Source organism: Vibrio antiquarius (genome assembly GCF_000024825.1).
Lineage (GTDB): Bacteria > Pseudomonadota > Gammaproteobacteria > Enterobacterales > Vibrionaceae > Vibrio > Vibrio diabolicus.
This window is the reverse complement of record NC_013456.1, coordinates 1,226,027-1,250,463: the sequence shown is the minus strand read 5'-3', so window position 1 is coordinate 1,250,463 and position 24,437 is coordinate 1,226,027. Positions and strand designations below refer to the sequence as shown.

The window sequence follows — 24,437 nt, the reverse complement described above, 5'->3', positions numbered from 1 at the left end:
CTAGTACACTATAGCAATATTCACTATTCAACAAGAGCACTCCGGTTAAATACTCGACAGTTGAAACAATTCACAGTCATTCAGCTTGTAAATTTTAACGTACATCTCACATTCATCATTCTAAGACCTGGCGACTTTTGTCTTTTTCACACGCCTAGAATTTGTGATTCTCCCATCGTGAAGTGAGCCGAAAAATAATGAGCTTTGGTGTAAGGAACGAATAGTTCCTCGTGATACTGTGTCGAAAAGCAGAATATTGTGCTTCGCTTTTTCCCCCTTATGTCTATTTATCAGCTAGTTATTACTCTGTTCTCATTTATATCCATGACTCAAGGAGAGGAAAATGAAGGTCACTCTACTTCACGGAGCGATGGTTGCAGCACTCAGCGTCAGCTACCAAGCTCAAGCCTATAACTGCCAAAGCCTACCCGACTGGGACAGCACTGCGACTTATACATCGGGCACTTTAGTAAAAACGCAAGGAGCCGCTTACGAGGCCGCGTATTGGACGCAAGGCAATGACCCTGTTACCAATTCAGGGGCTTGGGAGGCATGGAAAGCGTTAGGGCAATGTGATGGTGGAAGCAACAACCTAGAGCCAACAGTGTCATTCTCCTCTCCAACAAACAACGCACAAATTCCCGAAGGCAGTGCGATCACCTTGCTAGCCAACGCAACCGACGAAGATGGCCAAATCGCACAAGTTGAGTTTGTTGCAGGCAACCAAACGGTTGCTGTGGTAACTCAAGCACCATTCGAAGCTTCTTGGACCGCTATTGAAGGGATCTCGCAATTGACCGCAATTGCGACCGATAATGAGGGAGCCGTTAGCACCACGACGATTTCTATCCAAATTCAACCACAAGTCGAATTACCACCACCAAGCATTTCATTGACCAGCCCAGTAGGCACAGAAGTGCTTAATGTAGGTGATAACCTAACCGTAGCCGCTCAAGCTGACGATATTGATGGTGTGGTCACACAAGTTGAGTTCTTCGTGAACAATCAATCCGTCGCGATTGATACCAGTGTACCTTACGAATATCAATGGACCGCGAGTGCTGGTACACATTCGTTTAAAGCACAAGCGACTGATGACACAAACCTCACAACCATGAGCCAAGAAGTAACGCTTGTTGTTAGTAATTCAGAAACAGGGACGGGCGGATGTGCAGATGCAGTGCCTTACGCGGCGGGCACGAGTTATCAAGTTGGCGACCTAGTTTCTCACTTCAACCAAAAATATCGTTGTGATGTTGCTGGTTGGTGTTCCTCGGATGCGGCATGGGCTTACGAGCCAGGTGAAGGGTTATACTGGCAAGATGCTTGGAGTGGCCTAGGTGCTTGTTCGACGCCACCGCAAGTTACCATTACGGCACCAACGGATGGACAAGTCGTGCTCGCTGGCAGCAATAACGAAATCACGGCTAACGCAAGCGATGCTGATGGCACAGTCAAGCAAGTTGAGTTTTTTGCGAACAACACCAGCTTAGGGGTCATCACTCAAGCTCCATATTCCGTTACTTGGAACGCCACACTTATTGGCGCTAACCAGCTTAAAGCCGTCGCAACCGATAATGATAACAACACGTCAGAGTCCTTGGTTGGTGTGGAAGTCAGCGATAAAGATTTGGTCGTCTCACTGACTTCACCAAGTAGCGGTCAAACCGTCGGCTTAGGCAAAAACCTCGCATTAAGTGCCGATGCAACGTCTTTAACCTCAGGCATTAAACACGTTGATTTCATGATCAACGGCTCTATTGTTGCAACCGATACCACGGCACCTTACACAGCTAACTGGACACCAACTGCACTTGGTAACTTTACAGTTAGCGCCCAAGCTGTGGATTTGTCAGGAAGCAATGCATTGTCTGACGCGGCAGCAATTACGGTGGTTGAGCAAGCAGAGAAACGTCACAAACTCATCGGTTACTGGCACAATTTTGTAAATGGGGCTGGCTGTCCAATTCGTCTAGCGGATATGGCTGATGCGTGGGATGTGATTGATATTGCCTTTGCCGAAAATGACCGCAACAGTGATGGTACCGTGCACTTTAATCTATATTCAGGCGATATTTACAGCGATTGTCCAGCACTCGATCCAACACAATTCAAGCAGGACATGGCAGCGCTTCAAGCTAAAGGTAAGAAGTTTGTTCTCTCTCTTGGCGGCGCAGAAGGCACGATTACGCTGAATACCGACCAAGATGAAGCCAACTTTGTCTCTAGCCTAACAGGTCTTATCGCTGAGTGGGGCTTTGATGGTCTTGATGTGGATTTAGAGAGTGGATCTAACTTGGTTCATGGCTCGCAAATTCAAGCTCGCCTTGGTCGTGCTTTGCTTCAAATAGAGCAAAACATGGGTGGCGACATGTACCTAACCATGGCACCTGAGCATCCTTATGTTCAAGGCGGCTATGTGGCTTACAGCGGTATTTGGGGAGCTTACATTCCTGTGATTAACGAGACACGCAGCACGCTCGACCTACTTCACGTCCAGCTATATAACAACGGTGGTTTACCAAACCCATATCTGCCAGGCAGTGCACCAGAAGGCTCTGTGGATATGATGGTAGCGCAATCTAAAATGCTTATCGAAGGCTTTGAATTGGCCGACGGCACTCAGTTTGCACCACTACGTGATGATCAAGTCGCAATCGGCTTACCTTCAGGTCCTAGCTCGGCAAATTCAGGTCAGGCTCCGACACAGAATATTATCAGCGCACTAGATTGTTTAACCAAAGGCACTTCATGTGGCACCGTTAAACCAGCGTTCAATTACCCGAATTATGCAGGGGTAATGACGTGGTCTATCAACTGGGATCAGCATGATGGTTTTAATTTCTCAAAACCTGTCGGCGATAAACTCACTCAGATGAACGCGCAGTAAGTTGTTAATGAGCAAACGAATAACATCGTCTTGCTTTCATTACTTGTTCAAGTATGTAAAAACGAAAAGAGAGCACAATTGTGCTCTCTTTCTTTATACCGTTGAGTTCTACTTTTTGAAGGGTAATTAAATCGTAAATACTCGGTAATCTTTTAGCTCAGGGATTTTCTTCAACAGATCGTCTTCTTGCCCTGCCATGTCATCCAGCGAATCGCACAAGTCTTCTGCTTGTTGTTCTACCTCTTTCGAATGCTCAGCTAAACGCTCTTCTACTTTCGCGCTGAGCTCAGCCATACTCTCTGATAATGCAGTGAGGTTTATCCCTCCCTCTTCCTTCATTTTTTTCGATAAAGCATCCAACGAACTGGCTAAAAACTCTTTATTGAAGATCTCTTGTGCTTTTGCAAAGTCTTCAGTCCACCCTTGTGTCATGGACTCAAAACTTTCCGCTGGTAGAATGAAATCGCCATCTTTGTAGTAACGTGATTCAACATCAGCGAAAAAGTCCTGTACTGCGACTTTGACGTTATCAAACGCGCCAGGTGCGTCTAGGCTTTCCGCAACATCATCGATGATGTCATTTGCAAGCGCTAAACCATCACTCGCCAACTGCTTTGCTTGTGGAATATACGCGTTCATTTTTTCGCGATAGTCTTCAATTGCCGCTTTTTGGTCGGCATTGAGTTCAATTAGCTCACCTTTGATGAATAGGTTGTTATCCTCATCCACGACAGCTTTATCACCTGTCGTTTGGCGAATTTCCAAGCTTTGCCCATCCATACGGACTTCATTATTGATGTCCACACGACACTGCGCTGCATAACCAGTAGCACTGACCATCAGCAATGAGAGTGTAAAAAGCTTTTTCATGTCATTCTCTTTTATTTAACATTACTCGTGTTAAACATAACACTGAGTGATACATGAGATGTCAGCAAACCGTCACGACTTCGTAACAAGTTGTTTTTTCTCCTATTTTCACATCAATCTCATCGCCTTCTTCTTTCCCGAATAACGCTCGACCAAGAGGAGATTTTGCTGTTAAGACAAAGACTTCCTGAGCCTGATATTTAACAGTCAGACCACCAGAACAAGGGCCTACAAAGAAGTGTTTTTCAAGCAAATTCTCATCTGCGAGAACGACGTAAGCACCTACACCAACAGGTGCTCCTTTAAAGTCGCGAGTCACTAGAGCGCGATATTGACGCAGCTCGTCTTCACTCTCTTGGATTCGCATAGCTTGTCCATGAGCAAGATACGCGGCTTCAAGTGCTAACGTATCGTACTTATGCTCGGGAACAGTTTCTTCATCTGTCGCGGCATCAATGGCTAGCTGAGCCGATGCATGGGCCACTTGAAGTTTTTCTTCCAGATGTTGGATGATAATTTGGACTAAGTCAGCTTTGTTCATACTTTTAGGACGCGCGTTTGGCACTCAGGGTGTGTTAATGTACCTAAGTTTACCATCAAAGAAAGGTTTCCCTATTATGCAAAGTGACTCGCTGCATCAAACACTTCAATCCGTATTTGGTTTTGACTCATTACGCCAAGGTCAACAACCCGTTATTGAAGCGGTTATGAATGGTTACTCTGCTGCGGCCATCTTTCCTACAGGTTCGGGTAAGTCTCTCTGTTACCAATTGCCAGCAACCGTATTGCCCAATCTTACGTTGGTGATCTCGCCGTTGTTGGCGCTAATGAAAGATCAGCTGAACTTTTTGCAAAGTAAAGGGATCCCGGCCGCTTCTATCGATAGCAGTCAAAGCAGAGAAGAGTCACAACGCGTCATGGCAGGGGTAAAAAATGGACAGATCAAAATATTGATGATTTCTGTTGAGCGCCTAAAAAACGAGCGTTTTCGTGAGTTCATTCGCCAAGTACCGATCTCTTTGATGGTGGTTGATGAAGCGCACTGTATTTCCGAATGGGGACATAACTTCCGCCCTGATTATCTCAAGCTACCGCAATATCAACGTGAACTGAACATTCCACAATCTTTGCTTCTCACTGCAACAGCAACGCCCGCAGTTATTGAAGACATGAAACAAAAGTTCGATATTGCCAGTGAACATATTACCGTTACAGGCTTCTACCGCCCCAATCTGGATATCTCGGTGATCCCATGCGAGGAAGCAACGAAACAAGAAGTGCTAAGTGAGCTCATCGCCTCTTCTCCTAAGCTTCCGACTATCGTATACGTGACACAACAGCAGACAGCAGAGCAAGTAGCAAAATCACTAATCCATATTGGCATTAATGCTCACGCGTACCATGCAGGTATGAAAAGCGACATCCGTGAACAAATCCAACAGCAGTTTATGGATAGCCAAATTGACTGTATTGTTGCCACGATTGCATTTGGTATGGGGGTCGATAAATCTGATATCCGCCGCGTCATTCACTTCGACTTACCCAAATCGATCGAGAACTACGCACAAGAGATTGGACGTGCAGGCAGGGACGGGCAACGTTCTGAGTGCATTCTGCTGGGCAATACGTCCGGCTTAACGGTGTTGGAAAACTTTGTCTATGGTGACACACCTGAACTAACCTCGATTAACTATGTAGTCGAGCAAGCGAAAGAACATGCTCCACAATGGGAGGTAGTGCCACTGCGTTTATCGCGTGAAAGTAATATCCGCCAATTGCCACTCAAAACCTTGTTGGTTTATTTGGAGCTACATAAACTCATTGAAGCAAAATACAGTTACTTTGCGGAATATCGCTTTAAGTTTTTGCACGATCAGCAATTTATTGTGAATCAATTTCAAGGCGAGCGACGTCAATTCGTGGAGGCTATTTTCTCCTGCTCGCAAAAAGCCAAAGTGTGGTGCCAAGTTGACCTAGAAGCGTTATGGATGAACTATCAATCGGAACGCAGCCGAGTTGTCGCAGCCCTCGACTATTTTCACCAGAATGGTTGGATAGAGCTAGAGAGCAAACAACTGACCGACGTATACTCTGTTTTGCCAACCACACAGAGTTCTGATGTTTTAATCCAACAACTGTATGAACTGTTCCAATCCAAAGAAAGCAAAGATATCGAAAGAATTCACACTATGCTGCGCTTGTTCCAGTCAGAGCACTGTTTGAGCTCACAATTGGCGAACTACTTTGCGGATCACAATGCACCAGAGCAATGTGGTCACTGCTCCGTGTGTCGTGGTCAAGTCGCTTCGTTCCCAACACCACAAGGTGAGGATATTGAGCCACCTCAAGTAGCAATGTGGGTGCAGGAATTTATTCAGCTCTCCCCTTCAGCTATCAGCAATGATGCTGTCGCCCGCTTCTTGTGCGGAATTAGTACCCCTTTAATTAGCCAGCTAAAAGCTTCAAAACTGGCGGGTTATGGTGCGATGGCCAACACAAGCTTTGAACAAGTATTAGCTCAGGTAGAAGCAGTAAGAGCCTAGAAAAAGCTCAACTGGCGCGCTTGGTTCTCGGGCTTGAGCATCACGTTCAAGCCTAAAAGGCGTATTTCCCGTCCGTTTTGGCGCTTAAGAATATCTCTTAGCAAGATCTTGAAGTCCTCAAGCTCTAATTGCGGATGGATATGCTCAATTGTTGTCAGTTGAAAGTCGGCAAATTTAACTTTAATACCTTGTTTAATAATCGATTTATCTGGGCTTGCACGCTCTAAGCGTTTCTCGAGTTCAGGATAAAGTTTATCCTCGATCACTTGCCAACATTCATCATAGCTCGAGATATTCTGGCTGAATGTCCGTTCCACACCGACGGATTTTCTCTCGCGCTCAACAACGACTTCTCGATTATCAATTCCATGGCTACGCTGCCATAAAGAGGCCCCCTGACGACCAAACTGTCTCAGCAATTCACGATAGTCGCTGTTTTTAATATCCTCACATCGATAAAAGCCCGCTTGATGCAATTTCTCAAGACTCACCTTCCCTACTCCAGGAATGTTTTCCAGCGGAAGTGTATCGATAACTTCCTGAACCTTATCTGGCGGGATAACAAACTGACCGTTGGGTTTATTCATATCAGAGGCGACTTTGGCAAGAAACTTAATCGGTGCAATGCCCGCCGATGCCGTCAGCCCAAGCTCATTCCAAATGTCGCGTCGAATAGACTCTGCGATCAACGTTGCGGAGCCACGACAAGCTGTAGAGTCCGTGACATCGAGGTATGCTTCATCTAATGATAGAGGTTCAATGATAGGCGTATAACGCTCAAAAATAGCACGAATCTGCTGAGAGACTTGTTTGTACACGTGCATTCGACCGGGAACGACTAGTAAATGGGGGCAGAGTTGCAATGCTCGCGCCGTTGACATTGCACTACGAACGCCATATTTGCGCGCCTCATAATTACAGGTGCTAATCACGCCACGCTGTTTTTCATGACCGCCAACGGCGAGTGCAATGCCACGGTAACTAGGATTATCTCTCATCTCAACGGCAGCATAAAAACAATCCATATCGACGTGAATGATTTTTCTAATTAGGTCTGACATAGCCATCAAATACTGTTCAAAAAAACAGTATAAATTAAATCTGCCTTGATAGAAATGAGAGTTTGTAAACGTGCTTTAATCTCGTAACATCACATCAAGCTGATCGACCAACTCTGCCCAGTCTGCGTCTTCTTCAATGGCTTGTTTGAGAAATGTGGCCTGCGAACTTGTCCAAAAGCTGGCTTCATGCAAAGGGGCTGAAGCTCTTTTGTGTCGATGTTCGTTAATAAAGTCCTTTATCTCTTGAGGAGAGCTGCCGAGGCCTAATTGTTGAAACAATTCAGCCATACCGTGTTGATGCATTTCCATATTTCCTCCTAAGTTAACGCGCTTTAGTTTGAGTATATAACCAAATAACAGTTAAGTACGGTGATTAAAGGGAAATGACGTGGCTGTGAAGTCTGCACCGACTTAAGCCTCCGGTCATCCTAGATTAAACGTAGCAAGCAAAGTATAAACTCTCAGAGAAGTAGAGCGAGAAATATAAAAAAACCCAGCTTTAGCTGGGTTATTTTGTATTACTCTTTGGACGATCGATACTTAAGCAATTCGATCTTTTTCCCATGCAGCCAATTTCTCAGCTCGCGCCGCTTCACGTGCTTCACGTTTCTTACGCGCGTCACATGGTTCTGGACAGTTACATACTTTCTCAATACCTACTGCACCAAGACCGCCACAGCTACCCTTCACTACTTTCTTCTGGAAGATGTAGCCAACAGCCATCGCTGCGATTACCGCAACAAAAACTGCAAACGTAATTAGAAATGTACTCATAAGAACATGCTCACTTCTGTTGTTATTTCTTCATGAACGGCTTGTATGCTTCCGAAGCCAGCTCTTTAAAACCATTTTCCGTCTTCACAATCATGAAAACAGGAATATTATTTTCGTTCGCAATTGCCATGCCTTTGTCTTCACCTAGCACCATAAGGCCAGTTGCAAGACCATCAGCAGTCATCGACGATTTATCTAGTACCGTTACAGACACCACTTTATGATGAATAGGTTTGCCTGTTCTTGGATTAATAATATGAGAGTATCTCACACCATTACTCTCAAAGTAATTACGATAGTCACCACTTGTTGCAATTGCCATATCCCCTGGCTCAATAATTTCTTGAATTGAACGCTCATCAATAGTCGGCTTTTCAATCGCAATGCGCCACGGCACGCCTTCACGATTCACGCCTTTGAGACGCATTTCGCCGCCCACTTCTACCATGAAGTTATGAACCCCTTCAGATTGAAGGTAGTCAGCAACCACGTCAACCCCCCAACCTTTAGCAATAGTTGATAAATCGACATACAAGTTAGGAATATCTTTGGACAATTTATTGCCATCAATAGATAGATGATGAATGCCAGTATTGGCTTTGCGTGCCGCTAGCTCTTCATCTGTAGGAACGACATCAGGGCGAGCTTCTGGGCCAAAGCCCCACAGGTTAACTAAAGGACCGACTGTCACATCCAATGCGCCTAAAGTAAGACCGTTGAGACGAATCGCTTCTTTGACTACGGTTGCTGTTTGTGTCGATACAGTAAATGGCTCACTCGTTTGATGCTGGTTAAAGCGACTTAATTCTGAATCATCACGGTAAGTCGACATTTGGTCATTAACCTCTTCCAGTAAGCGATCAATTTCCATCTGCATCGCTTTTGGCGTAGGAATACCATCTTGCTCGATATATTTGATGTTATAAGAAGTCCCCATGGTAGGGCCACTTAGATGAATTTGATCTGCTGGCTGCTCACAGCCAGCCAAAATCAATAGAGAAGCGAATGCAACAAGCCACGTTTTCACTTGTTAACTCCCAATGTTGTTGAATTGATATGGGGAATGGGACCGATTACTTAAATCCAATTACCTATATCAACTGTTGAATATTATTTTTACTTCTACAAAAAATAATGGCTAGCTCTTAGAGAGCTAGCCATAGATTCAATCACTTGGAGGGATTAACCACCGAAGTCATCTAGTAGGATGTTTTCATCCTCTACACCTAGATCTTTTAGCATGCCGATAACAGCAGCGTTCATCATAGGTGGACCACACATGTAGTATTCACAGTCTTCTGGCGCTTCGTGATCACGTAGATAGTTCTCGTAAAGAACGTTGTGAATAAAGCCAGTGTAACCATCCCAGTTATCTTCTGGAAGTGGATCAGACAGTGCACAGTGCCATACGAAGTTGTCATTCTCAGCTTGTAGCATATCGAAGTCTTCTACGTAGAACATTTCACGCTTAGAACGTGCGCCGTACCAGAAAGACATCTTACGCTTAGAGTGTAGACGCTTAAGTTGGTCGAAGATGTGTGAGCGCATCGGAGCCATACCAGCACCACCACCAACGAATACCATTTCTGCATCTGTATCTTTCGCAAAGAACTCACCAAATGGACCAGAAATAGTACACTTGTCGCCTTCTTTTAGAGACCAGATGTACGAAGACATGATACCTGGTGGTACGTCTGGGTTGTTCGGCGGCGGAGTCGCGATACGAACGTTAAGCATGATGATACCGTGCTCTTCTGGGTAGTTAGCCATTGAGTATGCACGGATTGTCTCTTCGTTAACTTTAGACTCGTAACGGAAAAGGTTGAACTTCTCCCAGTCTTCACGGTATTCCTCAGGAATATCGTAGTCTGCGTATTTCACGTGGTGAGCAGGTGCTTCAATCTGGATGTAACCACCAGCACGGAAAGGTACTGATTCGCCATCTGGAATTTGTAGCTTAAGCTCTTTGATGAATGTCGCTTTGTTATCGTTAGAGATAACGGTACATTCCCACTTCTTAACGCCAAAGATTTCTTCAGGAAGCTCGATGTCCATGTCAGTTTTCATTGCAACCTGACACGCTAGACGCTCACCTTCACGAGCTTCACCTTTAGTAATATGGTCAAGCTCGGTTGGTAGGATGTCGCCACCACCTGATTTAACTTTTACGCGACACTGACCACATGAGCCACCGCCACCACAAGCAGAAGATACGAATACGCCAGCACCGGCTAGAGCACTCAGTAGCTTACCACCTGGTTGTGTAACGATCGCCAGAGAAGGGTCATCGTTCACAGAAATTGTAATGTCACCTGTTGGTACAAGCTTAGACTTAGCGAAAAGAATCACTAGTACTAGTGCAAGTACGATCAGAGTAAACATCACTACACCAAGAATAATGTCCATTGACTATTCCTTAATTGTTGCGGTTTACCCGACTTACAGTTGAACACCAGAGAAAGACATAAAGCCTAACGCCATAAGACCTACAGTGATAAATGTGATACCAAGACCACGTAGACCTGGAGGTACGTCAGAGTACTTCATCTTCTCACGGATACCTGCAAGAGCAACGATTGCTAGCATCCAGCCCACACCAGAGCCGAAACCGTAAACGATAGATTCAGCAAAGTTGTAGTCACGTTGTACCATGAAAGATACACCACCGAAGATTGCACAGTTTACTGTGATCAGCGGTAGGAAGATGCCTAGCGCGTTGTACAAAGGTGGGAAGAAACGGTCTAGAACCATCTCTAGAATCTGTACAAGTGCTGCAATTACACCGATAAAGGTGATGAAGTTTAGGAAGCTAAGGTCCACGCCCTCAACTAACGCGTTCTCTCTCAGAACTAGGTTGTATACTAGGTTGTTCACAGGAACAGCGATAGTCAGTACTACCACAACTGCAACACCTAGGCCGAAAGAGGTCTTAACCTTCTTAGATACGGCAAGGAAAGTACACATACCTAGGAAGAAAGACAGAGCCATGTTTTCGATGAAAATCGATTTAACTAACAGACTAATGTAATGTTCCATGACGTCCTTACTCCTTCGCTTCTACTTGTTCTGGTTTCAGAATACGGATTACCCAGATAAGGAAGCCGATTAGGAAGAATGCTGATGGTGCTAGTAGCATTAGGCCGTTAGGCTGGTACCAACCACCGTTGCTCACTAGAGGTAGAACTTCTAGGCCAAATAGTTTGCCTGAGCCAAATAGCTCACGGAAGAAACCTACAGTGATAAGAACGAAACCGTAACCTAGACCGTTACCAATACCGTCAATAAGAGATGGTACTGGCGCAGACTTCATTGCGAATGCTTCAGCACGACCCATTACGATACAGTTAGTGATAATCAGACCAACGAATACAGATAGCTGTTTAGAGATATCGTATAGGTAAGCTTTTAGCACCTGGTCTACCACGATTACTAGCGATGCGATAATTGCCATCTGAACGATGATACGCACACTGTTAGGAATGTGGTTACGGATCAATGAAACAGAGAAGTTAGACAACGCAGTTACAAATGTTACCGCTAGCGTCATTACAAAAGCTGTTTCTAGTTTAGTTGTTACTGCAAGAGCAGAACATACACCAAGAACTTGTAGCGCGATTGGGTTGTTATCCAATACTGGCGCTAGAATGCTCTTTTTAACGTTTTGTGCACTAGACATTAGTTAAGTTCTCCGTCACGAACTTTTGCTAGGAAAGGACCAAAGCCCTTGTCACCTAACCAGAAGTCAAATGTGTGTTGAACACCATTACTAGTGAGCGTTGCTCCTGATAGACCATCAACACCGTGCTCAGAACCTTGCGGTGCGCCGCCTTTCACGACCTTAATCGCTGGCTGATGATCTTCATTGTACAATTTCTTGCCAATGAATTGATCGCGCCATGAAGGGTTCTCTACTTCACCACCAAGTCCAGGAGTTTCACCTTGCTCGTAGTAAGTAATAGCAGACACAGTGTTACCATCAGTTTCAACGGCTACAAAGGCATACATCATCGACCATAGTCCTTTACCGTGCATAGGCAAGATAACTTTTTGGACTTCATCTTGGTCTTTTACTAAGTACACCACTGCTGTATTCGCACGACGACGGATATCAGCGACATCTTCTTCTGGTGTCAATGCGATTGAACGTTCTGCATCTTTTGATGCTTCACGCTGATCGTACGTAGATGCATTACCCTCAGTAAAGTTACCTGTTTCAAGGTCTACCAGACGAGGTTCGATGTACTCAGCAAATAGCTCTGGTACTTTCTTACCGTTCGCGTCAATGCCTGCAACTTCAACGATCTTTGATTGCTTATCTAGGACAGCGTTAGCTTTTTGCTTATCACGCAGACCTACTGCTGCTGTTGATACGATGATTGAACAAACAAGGCTCAACCCGATAACAACACCCAGCGTCTTTTTAATGCTGTCGTTATTACTTGCCATAGCGTGCTAGTCTCCGCTTGATGTTCTTCTCAATCACTACATGGTCGAACAGAGGTGCGAATAGGTTCGCGAATAGAATCGCCAGCATCATACCTTCTGGGTACGCCGGGTTAACTACGCGGATCATCACACACATTGCACCAATCAGGATGCCGTACCACCATTTACCTTTGTTAGTAAATGACGCTGATACTGGGTCCGTTGCCATGAAGAACATACCGAATGCAAAACCACCTAGAACTAGGTGCCAGTGCCATGGCATGTTGAACATTGGGTTAGTGTCAGAACCGATCACGTTAAACAGAGTCGATACTGCAATCATACCGATCATTACGCCCGCAATGATGCGCCATGAAGCGATTCGCATGTAAACGATCATCGCTGCACCGATCATTAGAGCTAGAGTCGATACTTCACCAATAGAGCCAGGGATGTTACCGATGAAAGCGTCCATCCAAGTGATAGGAGAACCAGTTACTGTGTTAACTAGAGCACCGTTACCACCTTGAGCCCATTGGCTAAGAGCAGTTGCACCAGAGAAGCCGTCAGCTGCAGTCCATACTACGTCACCCGAGATTTGCGCTGGGTAAGCGAAGAATAGGAATGCACGACCTGCAAGTGCAGGGTTAAGGAAGTTACGACCTGTACCACCGAAGATCTCCTTCGCAACAACAACACCAAATGTGATACCTAGTGCCGCTTGCCATAGAGGTAGCGTTGGTGGAACGATAAGTGCGAACAAGATAGAAGTAACAAAGAAGCCTTCGTTTACTTCGTGCTTACGCACCATACAGAAAAGCACTTCCCAGAAACCACCAACAAGGAATACTGTTGCGTAGATAGGTAGGAAGTAGGTCGCACCTAGTAGCATCTTGCTGCCAACCCCTGCATCAGCGGCAATCGTTCCGCCCAGCATTTCAGTTAGCCAGTAGTGCCAGTTACCAGAGATAACTGTCGCTAGTTGATCACCAGCGTACATGTGGTTAAGCGCTGCAATAGCTTGGCCACCTGCGTTGTACATACCCCAGAACATTGCTGGGAATACCGCAAACCAAACCATGATCATGATACGTTTTAGGTCAACGCTATCACGAACGTGCGAGCTTTTATTTGTTACGATACCTGGAGTGTAAAAAACTGTTGCTACAGCTTCGTACAGGGCAAACCATTTTTCGTGTTTACCACCAGGCTCAAAATGATGCTCGATGTCTTCAAGAAACTTTTTAAGAGCCATGAAAATTACCCTTCCTTCTCGATAGTATCTAGGCATTCACGAAGTAACGTACCGTACTCGTACTTACCTGGACATACAAAGGTACACAATGCTAGATCTTCTTCATCCAGTTCAAGCGCACCCAGTGCTTGAGCACTGTCTGTATCACCTGCACATAGATCACGAAGCAGCAGAGTAGGCTCCATATCTAGAGGCATTACGCGTTCGTAGTTGCCAATTGGAACCATTGAACGATCACTACCATTGGTCGTCGTTGTCATATTGAACAACTGACCTTTGAATACGTGACCAAGGAAAGAGCGAGTTACCGAGAACTTATTCTTACCAGGCATTGCCCAGCCAAATAGTTCTTTCTCACGGCCTTCACGTAATACAGAAACCTGTTGATGGTAACGGCCAAGGTATGCGTGTGGACCAGTTGCATGTGTACCTGTCAGTACAGAACCAGAAATCACACGAACTTCGCCAGGCATCAGCTCGTTATCTGTTAGGTCATCTAAGCTTGCACCGATTACGGTACGAACTAGACGAGGGTTATTCACAACTGGACCAGCTAGAGACACAACACGATCTGTGTATAGCTCACCAGTTAGGAACAGCTTACCGAACGCGATAACGTCTTGGTAGTTGATGCTCCATGCCACATTTTCTGCATTCACTGGGTATAGGAAATGCATGTGGGTGCCAGCAAGACCTGCTGGGTGAGGGCCATCGAAGACGTGTTCTTCTACGTTAGACTGTGAAGAGCGTGGCAAACTAGTGCCAGATTTACATACGTAAACCTTGCCTTCTGTCAGGGCTGAAAGAATGTCTAGACCAGCAATGAATGCTTCTTGTTGCTCATTAATGATCAACTCAGGCTTAGCTGCTAATGGATTAGTATCCATTGCAGTTACGAAAATAGCCTTAGTAGAAGACTCGATTGCAGGAACCTTGCTAAACGGACGAGTACGTAAAGCGGTCCATAGGCCAGAGTCAACCAACTGAGTCTTGATCACTTCACGATCTAGACCTGAAAGTTGAGCGGCTTCGAACTTATCAAATGTCACCTGCTCTTCACCTGCCACTTCAATCACTACAGATTGAAGGACACGTTTAGCGCCACGGTTAACTTCGATCACTTTACCGGCTGCTGGTGCAGTAAATTTCACGCCAGGGTTCTTTTTATCTTCAAAAAGAACTTGCGCTTTTTTCACTTCATCACCAACGCGGACATGCATGGTAGGACGCATGCCAACGTACTCTTCGCCAAGCAAGGCGACTTTTTTGATGGTCTTACCATCATTAATCACCTGGGATGGAGTTCCTGCGATAGGAAGATCCAAGCCCTTCTTTATTGTAATCATACGCACTTGCACTACTTTTATCGGGAAAAAGATTCTTTTGATTGCGTAACTTTTAGACACGACATCAGTGTCCGGTTTTGATGTTGTTTTAAACATCAAAATCGCAACATCCTATTAAAAATCTCGTCACAAGGAATACGCGAGATTTATCAGGTGCCGTAGTCTAGCATTTTTTAGGAACTTGATGCCATGACCAATCATTAGAATAGAGGGGTTATTTCGGTAGAATCAGGTCTAAAAGGTCAAAGAATAGTCATAACTTTGACCGATCGCACAAATGCCATATTCCATACATATCTTATGGAAAAGTCATATTCATCGCCTGAAATATCCTGCAATTTCCATTCATTTGTTGAAACACTGTTAACACATTTTTTAACCAGAATTTGTGCCACATCAATGCCCCTAAAGAATGTAAAACGAAAAAAGATGGCCTTAGCCACCTTTTCTCTGCACCTTTATATTTTGCGTCTTTAGTGACCGCCCCCCATACACATAGGGCTATCAGGAGCGCCATCTTGTTCACGCTTCCACTCTTCATCAGTGTATGTATGGATAGCTAGTGCATGAATGTGGTTATCCAGCTCATCTGCCAAAATTTGATGAACTTGGCGATGGCGTCCAATCAAACGCTGTCCCGCGAACGAATCACTCACAACAATCACTTTGAAGTGACTCTCCGAGCCTGGTGGCACATTATGCATGTAGCTCTCATTAATCACTTTGAGATAGCTTGGTTGCAGCTCACTGTGTAGTTTCTTCTCTATGATTTCTTGGATCATATTCGTTCCTCATTGATGCGAATTCCATAAGTATATACCTAAGTAAAGCAGACGTGTATCACTCAAACATCACTCTCATTATTGATGCATTTTACGTTCAACTGATTTCAAAGCGCTTGACGCCATGAACATGCCTAGAGAGCGACCACCACTGAACACGTAAAATTTGACAGCTTTTTGTATCTCGACACGTCATCATTTGCGACAATAACACTTAATTTCTAAATCAACTTACATTTAGCTATGAAAACCGAACTGAATCTTCACGAGCGAAGCTTAACACTTCATCGTTTCCCAAAACGCAGCAATGAAACTCTACAAGCGTGGGATGCCGGTGATGAGTATCTTATTAATCATGTTGAAGAACTTGCTTTGCCAGACAATCAAAACATCCTCGTGATTAATGACAGCTTTGGTGCCCTCTCCTGCTGGTTTTCAGAAAAGCACCATGTAACGCTAATGAGTGATTCATTCATTTCTCATAAGGGTGTGCTGCAGAACCTTGAGCAAAACCAGTGCAATAAGGTAGCATTTGCAACCACGATGGACCCCGTACCTTCCAATACTGATCTCGTATTGCTGCAACTGCCAAAAAGTAACCGTCACCTCGTTTGGATACTCAGTCAGTTAAGAAAAGCACTGCCTGCATCCTGCCCCGTCATTGCAGTTAATAAAGCGAAAGACATTCATACTTCAACGCTAAAACTGTTTGAAAAATATTTGGGTGAGACAAAAACATCTCTGGCCTGGAAAAAGCACCGATTGGTATTTGCTCAAGCAACGGTTGAACCAACAATTGAAGTGAGCCCTTTCACTACTTGGCGCGTTGATGGCGAAGATATCGAACTCAAGAACATGCCAAATGTCTATTCAGGAGAAAGCTTAGATTTAGGTGCGCGTTTTATGCTGCAGCACCTACCTCAAGACCCATTGGTAGATAATGTTATCGATCTCGGTTGCGGTAATGGTGTTTTGTCTGTGAAGTTTGGTCAGCTGAATCCGAATGCTCGATTAACATGTGTTGATGAAAGCTTTATGGCGCTTGAGTCCGCGAAGCAGAACCTGCTAGATAACCTTGGTGAAGATAGAGACATACAGTGTGTTGCAAACAATTGTTTGGACGGTTTTAAACACAACAGCTGCTCTATGATTATGTGTAACCCACCCTTTCACCAACAGCAGGCAATCACCGATCATATTGCTTGGCAAATGTTCTGTGATGCAAAGCAAGTATTGAGTGAAGGTGGTAAGTTACTGGTGATTGGAAATCGTCATCTTGGTTACGACGCAAAACTAAAACGGCTGTTTGGCGATAAGAATGTGAAACTTATCGCTTCCAACAATAAGTTTGTGATTTTACAGGCCACAAAAAATCCTGCTAAATTAAGCGCAAAATAAGCTTTAGCAAAATAGTTAAAAGGAATAATAAAATGAGAAAATTGGTACTTGCGGCTTCGGTTGCGTTGCTTGCTGCGTGTTCAGCGCCTCAACAGCCTCAGCTGAATTTGATGCCAGAAAGCACACTGAGCACCAATCCAATTGTTCAAGGCAAGACTTACAGCTTGACCAGCAAAGATGTACGTGCAGCGCAGTACGTGGCGTTGGTGGATAACGGCCGTTCGAACATTCTTCCTCTTCATGCTAAACAGAATTTACGTATTGCGTTAGAAGAAGCATTAGAGAAGCAGTTTTCATCTCAAGGCTTCCATGCCGATCTAAACAGCAACAATGCAATTGAATTAAACGTTCAAGAAGCATTAGTTAACGTAAAACATTCGGTGATGGAAAATGAGATGGATGCGAAAGTCGTGCTTGAAATCACCGCAGAAACACCAGAAGGCAAACTGGTCAAAACTTACACAGGCACTGCGAAGCGTTCTGGCACATTGAGTGCGTCTGATGCCGACATTGAGCAAACACTGAATGATGTAGTGACATTAACACTTAAAGAAATTGCCAATGATCCAGAGCTTCGTCAATACATGCAGGAGCGTTTCTAATGTTACGCAAGGCAATTCTTTCTCTCGCGCTACTCAGCTGCAGCGTTTGGGCTGGACCAAAAGTGGCGTTTGAAACAACGTTAGGTTCATTTACTGTCGAACTGAATGAAGAGAAAGCGCCGATTACGGTAGCGAACTTCCTGAAATATGTAGAAGACGGTAGCTATGAAGGCACTATTTTTCACCGCGTTATTCCAGGCTTTATGGCGCAAGGTGGTGGCTTTAACCAAGATATGCAAATGGTGAAGACTTACGCTCCAATCAAAAACGAGGGTAATAACGGTTTAAATAACGACCGTGCGACGATTGCAATGGCACGCACCAACGCGCCTGACTCTGCTACTCGTCAGTTTTTTATCAATTTAGTCGACAATGATTTTCTAAACTACGGCGCTCGTCCACCGGGTTATGCGGTATTTGGCGAGGTCACGGAAGGATTCGACATTATCCAAAAAATGGCAAAACAGCCAACTACGACGACTCGCGGTATGCGTGATGTTCCCGAGACTCAAATCGTCATCACTAAAGCAACACTACTTAAATAGCCAAAACGATAAGCCCTTTGAATAATCGAAGGGCTTTCTCTTTCAACGGCTTCATTTTATTGGATTGATTTATGTCTTCATTACCTTCCATCACTTGGTTGGAAACGGTAAAAAGTTACCTCGATAAACGACTCATGTGGGTTTTCATGTTGGGCTGCTCTAGCGGCTTTCCGTGGGTACTTATCGGTTCAAATATGTCTGGCTGGCTAAAAGACGCTGGTTTGACCCTATCCGCAATAGGCTACTTTGGTAGTGTCTTTGCGGTTTATGCAATTAACTTTCTCTGGGCGCCACTCGTAGACCGGGTGAAGCTACCGGTGCTCTATCGACTACTTGGACAAAGGCGTAGCTGGATTTTCTTCTGTCAAAGTATTGTACTCGTCGCGACGGTATTTATTGCGGGCGTGAATCCAGCAGAGAACTTGGTGTTTGCGTCTCTACTCGCCTTGTGTATTGCAACCGCATCAGCCACACAAGACATCGCGATAGATGCTTTTCGTATTGATACTTTCCCAAAATCAGAAGAATCTAAGCTGCCACAAGCTTCTGCAATGGCAGTTATTGGCTGGTGGACAGGTTATTCATTACCAGGTTATTTAGCGTTTGTTAATGCTGATAGTGTCGGTTGGAATGGCGTGTATTACGGGATGGCGGTGATAGTCGGCATTCTAATGGTCTTTACGATTTTAGTCGGAGAGCCTAAGACTCAACGCGAACAACTTCAGTCTGCCGCTGAACAACGCCACAAAGAAGTGGTTGGTTCAAAAGTCGTGGCTTGGTTTACTGTGACTGTTGTAGAACCTTTCCTTGACTTCTTTAATCGCAATGGCGTCCGTGTCGCGATTACTCTTTTACTGTTCGTTTTCCTATTCAAAATTGGCGAAGCGTTTTTGGGCAGGATGTCGATCGCGTTCTATAAAGATATTGGTTTTAGTAACGAACAAATTGGTTATTACTCCAAACTGATCGGATGGGGAGCCACTATCTTCTTTACCTTTGTCGGAAGCATGTTCAACGTCAGGTTTGGTATTGTACGTGGATTAATGATCGGCGGTATTGCTATGTCTGCCAGCAACTTGATGTTTGCTTGGATTGCATCGGTAGGCCCAAATGAGCACCTGTATTTAGCAACCATTATTGTCGATAACTTTACAACTGCTTTCTCAACCGTCGCTTTTGTTTCATTTTTGACGATTCTAACCGGACAAGCATTCTCGGCAACTCAGTATGCGTTGCTTGCCTCTTTGGGGAACTTCGGACGAACGACTCTTGCTTCTTTCAGTGGAGAACTGGTTGACTACCTCAATGACTGGAGCACGTTCTTTGTGCTTACCGCTGTTATGGTCGTGCCAAGCTTGATTATGTTGTACTCGCTACGACATTACTTTGATGCTTTATTAGAAAAAGCACGTCACAAGCACTAAGAAGCGCATCAAAAAACCACCGAATTCGGTGGTTTTTGTTTTGCGAGATATGAGATAAGAGGTCTATGGGTATAGCCCTTTGCCAAACATATTAAATATACGTGCCACACCTTGAGTAAAGATCATCGGCTCGGTCAATACGGTTAAACACAAGCAATCTTCTCCGACTTTAGTGTAAGGGCTGTGCTTCACTGACGCGTCTCGAATCATCAAATCGCCCTCTTCATATTGGCCATCCTCATCACTAAACCCACCATGTAGGATCAATGTAGATTCTAAGCCTTTGTGCGTATGTTGAGGGATTTGCACATCTTCTCCGATGTACATTAAGCTAACACGAGCATCTTCCCCTAGATCAATCTGAGCACTGAAAACCTTGCCTCCGTAACTTCTCCATGACCCTACGAGGTCAGAGAAACGCGCTAAGGTTTTGGGAAGCTCAAAGCTCTTTCCTGCAACATTCACTGCGGCAGGATCTCGGATAACGATGTTATCTGTCGCTGGCTCCGCATTGATAATATCATTGAACATATCGTCGAATTCAGGGACATATTCAGAGGGGATGTCGCTCACGATATTCGCTTGGCTGGCTTCGACTTGGTTCACATAAGCTCGGCACTTGGTGCATGTTTCTAAATGGGTTGCGACCACAAGACCAGAAACTGCATCAATGCTTCCCGAAGCGTATGCTTCTAACAAGCTGTTATCTGGGTGTTTGTTCATAGTTGCTCCGTATGCATTGAATGCCTTAGCTTTTCTACTGCAAGCCTCAGCCTGGATTTTACGGTACCGAGGGGTATATCAAATAATTCAGCGACCTGTTGATGAGGTAGCTCTTCAAGATACACCGCTTGTAAAACGTCTCTCTGATTTTTCGGTAAAATATCTAAAAATTTAACCACCTGTTCTTTCAACATGTCTTGCTCTGGTGAATAGTGATCAACAAGATCTGGTGGATAATATTCTGACGGCCAAATGTCATCAGAATGAATGTGTAACTCCTTACCTTTCTGCTTTCTCAACAGATCAAAGCATAGGTTTCGGATTATGGTGTATATCCAAGTCGATAACGCGCTCTTTTCCCCATCATAGAGGTGCGCTTTCTGCCAAACTGTCGCCATGGTCTCTTGCACCATCTCCATAGCAACTTGCTCATTACCAACATGTTTGTAAGCGAATTGCTTCAGCTTGGGTGCGTAAAAACGGAATACAAAAGCGAACGCGTCTTTATCTCGAGCTTTCACTTTGTCCATGTAATCGTTCCAATCACTGCGCCCCAGTTTTTTTGGGCTATCACTCATCATAATCGGCCTTAATTTTAGGGAGGAGTCATCTCCTCCCATTCGTCCTAATCGGTAACGTCATCAACCAACAAGTTGAAGCCACCGTTGTTCCCATCATCAATGGCAACCACTTGATACACAACACCATTCATCACATTGACTGGTGCTGAATCAATAGCAACCGTACTTGGATCGCCTGCCACTGTCACGGTTACATAATAGGTACCTTCAGCGACATATAATCCCTGAACGCTATCTTTGTACGCAAAATTAGCAATAGTTGGATCACTTCCATCTATTCCAGCACTTGTAGTGAGATAAATATCCACCATTTCCGCTACGGGATTCGCCGCCGCATGTGTCACATTCAGCGTCGCGCTAGTTGCCACTGCACGTCTCATGTCTTCAACAACTAGAGGTTCGATATCAATCGCTGGGCTAACAACACCGACTGCGTAAACACTGTAATCCATTCCGCCCGCAACCATTAATCCGTCAACATCGATAATAGGATTGGTTGTTGTGCCATCCACGTAAACGTCAATATCGTAAGCGCCAGCATCGAGATCCAAATAACCACGAATCTCTTTGAACGCTAAGTCGGCAAGAGGACCGAAGGCCGCCCCGTTAACGTTGACATCGACGATCGGCGCTCCATCGACAAGATGTCCGACTCTGACTTCAGCTTGGCTGCCCATATCCTCGATTATAGAAGATCCTGAACCATCCAATACCAACAGCTTAACCGGTGACGTGCTATTTGAATCTCCGGTACTGATAGCGGCAATCGTCAAGTTTGAATTAGCAGCAAGAGATATTGTGCCCGAGTCAAAAGCAACGCTATCCCCAACAGCAAGTCGAACTTGGTACTCACCAGCGGGGATGTTCAATACGTCTGTAGATGCTTTATATGCAAGATTCATAAGCGGTGTCGCGCTAGCAAGATCAGCCCCTGGCTCAGTGACGTAGAGATCAACGGCAGGAACGCCAGACGCTGCATGAACAACTTGAACATCTAAACTATTGGCATCAGCCATTGAATCGGCGCTGCGAGTCACAACTAAAGGTTCTACTGGGTTTGGTGAACCATTGGCATCACCAACAACGAACACGTTGTAATTGAGGTCTGAATCAAGGTCTAGTTCTGTTTTAGGTATTACGGTCGCGGTTTCATCGCCTGGAAGTTGAACATCAACTTGAATGGAGTTCATGCCCTCACGTAACTTCATGTAACCAGAACCCATACCATAATCAACACCTGTCAATGATGATTTATCGTTTATCCACACATTTGCAAGCGGCGCATCAGAAGACGCATGTACTGCTTGCAAATTGGAATACTCGATGGTGTCGCTGTCGGAGCCACACGCCGCCAGTCCTAATGCCGCCACCATAGTTAGCGCAGCTCTGCTAAATCCTTTCATATCCTTGCCTCTTTGTTAGTCGGGGCTTCTATGGCTTCTGTCAGAAATTGCAACGCAGGAATGCAGTTCTCTGCGCCAACGAGCTGTTCGAACAGATTGCAGTCTAAAGGAAGTAATTCAAGCCAGCGCTGGGTCACCCAAGCTGAGTCATCGTAAAAACGATGCTGGTAGAGGTTTCCAAGTTGAGGAAACTCTTCATAAACATGGGATAACTGCTGGCTTAAATAGAAGAAATCTGGTGAGTTGTCTGGATGTTGCCAATTGTCTAACCATTCGACCTCTGCATGGCGTAAGCCGTCCGCATCTGCACGAACTCGTTTGACAACAAAGCGTTTCTCACCAGCGACTGTAATACCAAGAAGACCATCACTGAGTGTTTCAAAATCAACGATCCTGACCAAAGTTCCGATAGATGAAACATTTCCCACGTCTTTAGGGTCACCTTCACTACCTACTAGGCAAACTCCAAAACCCACATTTTGTAGGCTGCATTCCTTTACCATTCGCTTATATCGTGGCTCAAAAATGCGCAGATTCATTTTACCTTCAGGGAGTACAACTGAAGTGAGTGGGAATAACATGACTTCTTTCATTCAAACGTCCTCTTTGATTCACCGATACATACGAATCCCTTATCACTCCGATCACTAACGATTTATGTTGGTTAATCGACTGGCTTAAAAAGTCATAAAATCGCTTACGCAAACGATCCAAATCACATATTTATTGCAATTAAATGCAACAAACAAAAAGTTCCGTAAATAAAGATAATTTCGTGACGCAACTCACCAAAAACGTTCAATTTTGCACCCTTTATCACTTTCATTTGGGATTTTTATCGCTATTATTCCCGCCAATTGGAAAGCGCAGCACAGATTGCGTGTTCTGAATCATTACAAACATAGAGAGTCCCCTTATGCGTAAATCACTTTTAGCTCTTAGCCTTCTAGCGGCTACTTCAGCTCCAGTTATGGCGGCAGATTACTCTGACGGCGATATCCACAAAAACGATTACAAGTGGATGCAATTTAACCTAATGGGTGCATTCAACGAGAAAGGTTATGCTGAATCTTCTCATGATTACCTAGAGATGGAATTTGGCGGTCGCTCTGGTATTTTCGATCTATACGGCTACGTTGACGTATTCAACCTAGCTTCTGATCCAGGCAGCGACAAAGCTGGTGGCGAGAAAATCTTCATGAAATTTGCTCCACGTATGTCTCTAGATGCAGTAACTGGTAAAGACCTATCTTTCGGTCCAGTTCAAGAGCTATACGTTGCAACTCTAATCGAGTGGGGTGGTAACTCTGATGTTAACTCTCAAAAAATCGGTCTAGGTTCTGACGTAATGGTACCTTGGTTCGGCAAAGTTGGCCTAAACCTTTACGGTACATACGATGGCAACAAAAAAGACTGGAACGGTTTCCAAGTTTCTACTAACTGGTTCAAACCATTCTACTTCTTCGAGAACGGCTCATTCATTTCTTACCAAGGTTACATTGATTACCAATTCGGTATGGATGACGACAAAGGCAATAAGTTCAACACTACAGCATCTAACGGCGGTGCTATGTTCAACGGCATCTACTGGCACTCTGACCGCTTTGCTGTTGGCTACGGTCTGAAGCTATACAAAGACGTATACGGCTTTAAAGATGGCGAAGCTCTACCATGGGGTCATAAGCCAGAGTCTTCTGGTGTAGGTCACTATGTAGCTGTAACTTACAAGTTCTAATTGAACCACTAAGTTTCATCAAAAATGGCGCCTTTCGGCGCCATATTTATTTGCTTTCCTTTTTTCCCTCATTATCCTTG

24 protein-coding genes are annotated in these 24,437 nt (G+C 44.7%); 7 read left to right on the top strand and 17 right to left on the bottom strand.

Annotated features, from left to right (window positions below):
• The first annotated feature begins 343 nt into the window (after positions 1–343).
• On the top strand, positions 344–2,890 hold the full coding sequence (locus VEA_RS05915) for an Ig-like domain-containing protein (protein ID WP_006742546.1): 2,547 nt from the start codon (positions 344–346) through the stop codon (positions 2,888–2,890).
• A 126-nt stretch (positions 2,891–3,016) separates the two neighbouring features.
• On the opposite strand, the gene VEA_RS05910 is transcribed toward VEA_RS05915, so the two are convergent.
• Both VEA_RS05910 and VEA_RS05905 read right to left on the bottom strand, forming a co-directional pair.
• Complete coding sequence (locus VEA_RS05910; protein ID WP_005385316.1) at positions 3,017–3,760, bottom strand: YggN family protein; 744 nt, start codon at positions 3,758–3,760, stop codon at positions 3,017–3,019.
• Positions 3,761–3,821: 61 nt separating this feature from the next.
• Positions 3,822–4,301 (bottom strand): GreA/GreB family elongation factor, encoded by a 480-nt coding sequence (locus VEA_RS05905; protein WP_012841488.1) that lies wholly within the window; start codon positions 4,299–4,301, stop codon positions 3,822–3,824.
• A gap of 76 nt (positions 4,302–4,377) precedes the next feature.
• Here VEA_RS05905 and VEA_RS05900 point away from each other — a divergent pair, with 76 nt between their 5' ends.
• On the top strand, positions 4,378–6,303 hold the full coding sequence (locus VEA_RS05900; RefSeq protein WP_012841487.1) for a RecQ family ATP-dependent DNA helicase: 1,926 nt from the start codon (positions 4,378–4,380) through the stop codon (positions 6,301–6,303).
• Here VEA_RS05900 and dinB read toward each other — a convergent pair.
• From dinB to bolA, 11 genes are all read right to left on the bottom strand, one after another.
• Entirely contained in the window at positions 6,300–7,364 is a 1,065-nt protein-coding gene (gene dinB / locus VEA_RS05895; protein ID WP_041853023.1) for a DNA polymerase IV, read from the bottom strand. The two genes, VEA_RS05900 and dinB, sit on opposite strands and share 4 nt — an antisense overlap.
• A gap of 75 nt (positions 7,365–7,439) precedes the next feature.
• A complete protein-coding gene (locus VEA_RS05890) occupies positions 7,440–7,673 on the bottom strand; it encodes a DUF2789 domain-containing protein (protein ID WP_012841486.1) in 234 nt (77 codons plus the stop codon).
• Between the two features lie 231 nt (positions 7,674–7,904).
• Positions 7,905–8,138, bottom strand: coding sequence for a (Na+)-NQR maturation NqrM (gene nqrM / locus VEA_RS05885; protein ID WP_005436655.1), 234 nt, complete (start codon positions 8,136–8,138; stop codon positions 7,905–7,907).
• Positions 8,139–8,160: 22 nt separating this feature from the next.
• On the bottom strand, positions 8,161–9,165 hold the full coding sequence (locus VEA_RS05880) for an FAD:protein FMN transferase (RefSeq protein WP_006742549.1): 1,005 nt from the start codon (positions 9,163–9,165) through the stop codon (positions 8,161–8,163).
• A gap of 155 nt (positions 9,166–9,320) precedes the next feature.
• Entirely contained in the window at positions 9,321–10,544 is a 1,224-nt protein-coding gene (nqrF, locus tag VEA_RS05875) for an NADH:ubiquinone reductase (Na(+)-transporting) subunit F (protein ID WP_005380271.1), read from the bottom strand.
• Between the two features lie 33 nt (positions 10,545–10,577).
• On the bottom strand, positions 10,578–11,174 hold the full coding sequence (gene nqrE, locus VEA_RS05870; RefSeq protein ID WP_005380270.1) for an NADH:ubiquinone reductase (Na(+)-transporting) subunit E: 597 nt from the start codon (positions 11,172–11,174) through the stop codon (positions 10,578–10,580).
• A gap of 7 nt (positions 11,175–11,181) precedes the next feature.
• The gene (locus tag VEA_RS05865) at positions 11,182–11,814 is read right to left on the bottom strand and encodes an NADH:ubiquinone reductase (Na(+)-transporting) subunit D (RefSeq protein ID WP_005380269.1); all 633 of its coding nucleotides are present in this window, start codon (positions 11,812–11,814) and stop codon (positions 11,182–11,184) included.
• Positions 11,814–12,584 carry a Na(+)-translocating NADH-quinone reductase subunit C gene (locus VEA_RS05860; protein WP_006742550.1) on the bottom strand — a complete coding sequence of 257 codons (771 nt, stop codon included), beginning with the start codon at positions 12,582–12,584 and terminating at the stop codon, positions 11,814–11,816. Before VEA_RS05860 ends, VEA_RS05865 begins: the two co-directional genes overlap by 1 nt.
• Positions 12,574–13,818: an NADH:ubiquinone reductase (Na(+)-transporting) subunit B gene (locus tag VEA_RS05855; RefSeq protein ID WP_006742551.1), complete on the bottom strand. Its 1,245-nt coding sequence runs from the start codon at positions 13,816–13,818 to the stop codon at positions 12,574–12,576. The genes VEA_RS05860 and VEA_RS05855 overlap by 11 nt, the downstream gene beginning before the upstream one ends.
• Positions 13,819–13,823: 5 nt before the next feature.
• A complete protein-coding gene (locus tag VEA_RS05850) occupies positions 13,824–15,164 on the bottom strand; it encodes a Na(+)-translocating NADH-quinone reductase subunit A (RefSeq protein ID WP_041853022.1) in 1,341 nt (446 codons plus the stop codon).
• 473 nt (positions 15,165–15,637) lie between these two features.
• Positions 15,638–15,946: a transcriptional regulator BolA gene (gene bolA, locus VEA_RS05840; RefSeq protein WP_005380262.1), complete on the bottom strand. Its 309-nt coding sequence runs from the start codon at positions 15,944–15,946 to the stop codon at positions 15,638–15,640.
• Positions 15,947–16,189: 243 nt separating this feature from the next.
• Between bolA and VEA_RS05835 the strand changes: the two genes are divergently transcribed.
• The 4 genes from VEA_RS05835 to VEA_RS05820 all read left to right on the top strand — a co-directional run bounded on the left by VEA_RS05835 (position 16,190) and on the right by VEA_RS05820 (position 19,915).
• Entirely contained in the window at positions 16,190–17,344 is a 1,155-nt protein-coding gene (locus VEA_RS05835; protein ID WP_006742553.1) for a methyltransferase, read from the top strand.
• Between the two features lie 32 nt (positions 17,345–17,376).
• Positions 17,377–17,946, top strand: coding sequence for a YajG family lipoprotein (locus VEA_RS05830; RefSeq protein WP_012841484.1), 570 nt, complete (start codon positions 17,377–17,379; stop codon positions 17,944–17,946).
• The gene (locus tag VEA_RS05825; RefSeq protein ID WP_012841483.1) at positions 17,946–18,491 is read left to right on the top strand and encodes a peptidylprolyl isomerase; all 546 of its coding nucleotides are present in this window, start codon (positions 17,946–17,948) and stop codon (positions 18,489–18,491) included. The genes VEA_RS05830 and VEA_RS05825 overlap by 1 nt, the downstream gene beginning before the upstream one ends.
• 71 nt (positions 18,492–18,562) lie before the next feature.
• Positions 18,563–19,915, top strand: coding sequence for an AmpG family muropeptide MFS transporter (locus tag VEA_RS05820; protein ID WP_006742554.1), 1,353 nt, complete (start codon positions 18,563–18,565; stop codon positions 19,913–19,915).
• A gap of 63 nt (positions 19,916–19,978) precedes the next feature.
• On the opposite strand, the gene VEA_RS05815 is transcribed toward VEA_RS05820, so the two are convergent.
• Genes VEA_RS05815 through VEA_RS05800 form a run of 4 tightly spaced genes read right to left on the bottom strand, consistent with a single transcriptional unit; the run spans position 19,979 to position 23,215 of the window.
• Positions 19,979–20,638 carry a ChrR family anti-sigma-E factor gene (locus tag VEA_RS05815; RefSeq protein WP_006742555.1) on the bottom strand — a complete coding sequence of 220 codons (660 nt, stop codon included), beginning with the start codon at positions 20,636–20,638 and terminating at the stop codon, positions 19,979–19,981.
• On the bottom strand, positions 20,635–21,219 hold the full coding sequence (locus VEA_RS05810; RefSeq protein WP_005380255.1) for an RNA polymerase sigma factor: 585 nt from the start codon (positions 21,217–21,219) through the stop codon (positions 20,635–20,637). Before VEA_RS05810 ends, VEA_RS05815 begins: the two co-directional genes overlap by 4 nt.
• A gap of 44 nt (positions 21,220–21,263) precedes the next feature.
• The gene (locus VEA_RS05805) at positions 21,264–22,622 is read right to left on the bottom strand and encodes a DUF4397 domain-containing protein (RefSeq protein WP_006742557.1); all 1,359 of its coding nucleotides are present in this window, start codon (positions 22,620–22,622) and stop codon (positions 21,264–21,266) included.
• Complete coding sequence (locus VEA_RS05800; protein ID WP_005380253.1) at positions 22,619–23,215, bottom strand: LON peptidase substrate-binding domain-containing protein; 597 nt, start codon at positions 23,213–23,215, stop codon at positions 22,619–22,621. The genes VEA_RS05805 and VEA_RS05800 overlap by 4 nt, the downstream gene beginning before the upstream one ends.
• A 323-nt stretch (positions 23,216–23,538) precedes the next feature.
• Between VEA_RS05800 and VEA_RS05795 the strand changes: the two genes are divergently transcribed.
• A complete protein-coding gene (locus VEA_RS05795; protein ID WP_006742558.1) occupies positions 23,539–24,357 on the top strand; it encodes a nucleoside-specific channel-forming Tsx family protein in 819 nt (272 codons plus the stop codon).
• The last annotated feature ends 80 nt before the right edge of the window (positions 24,358–24,437 follow it).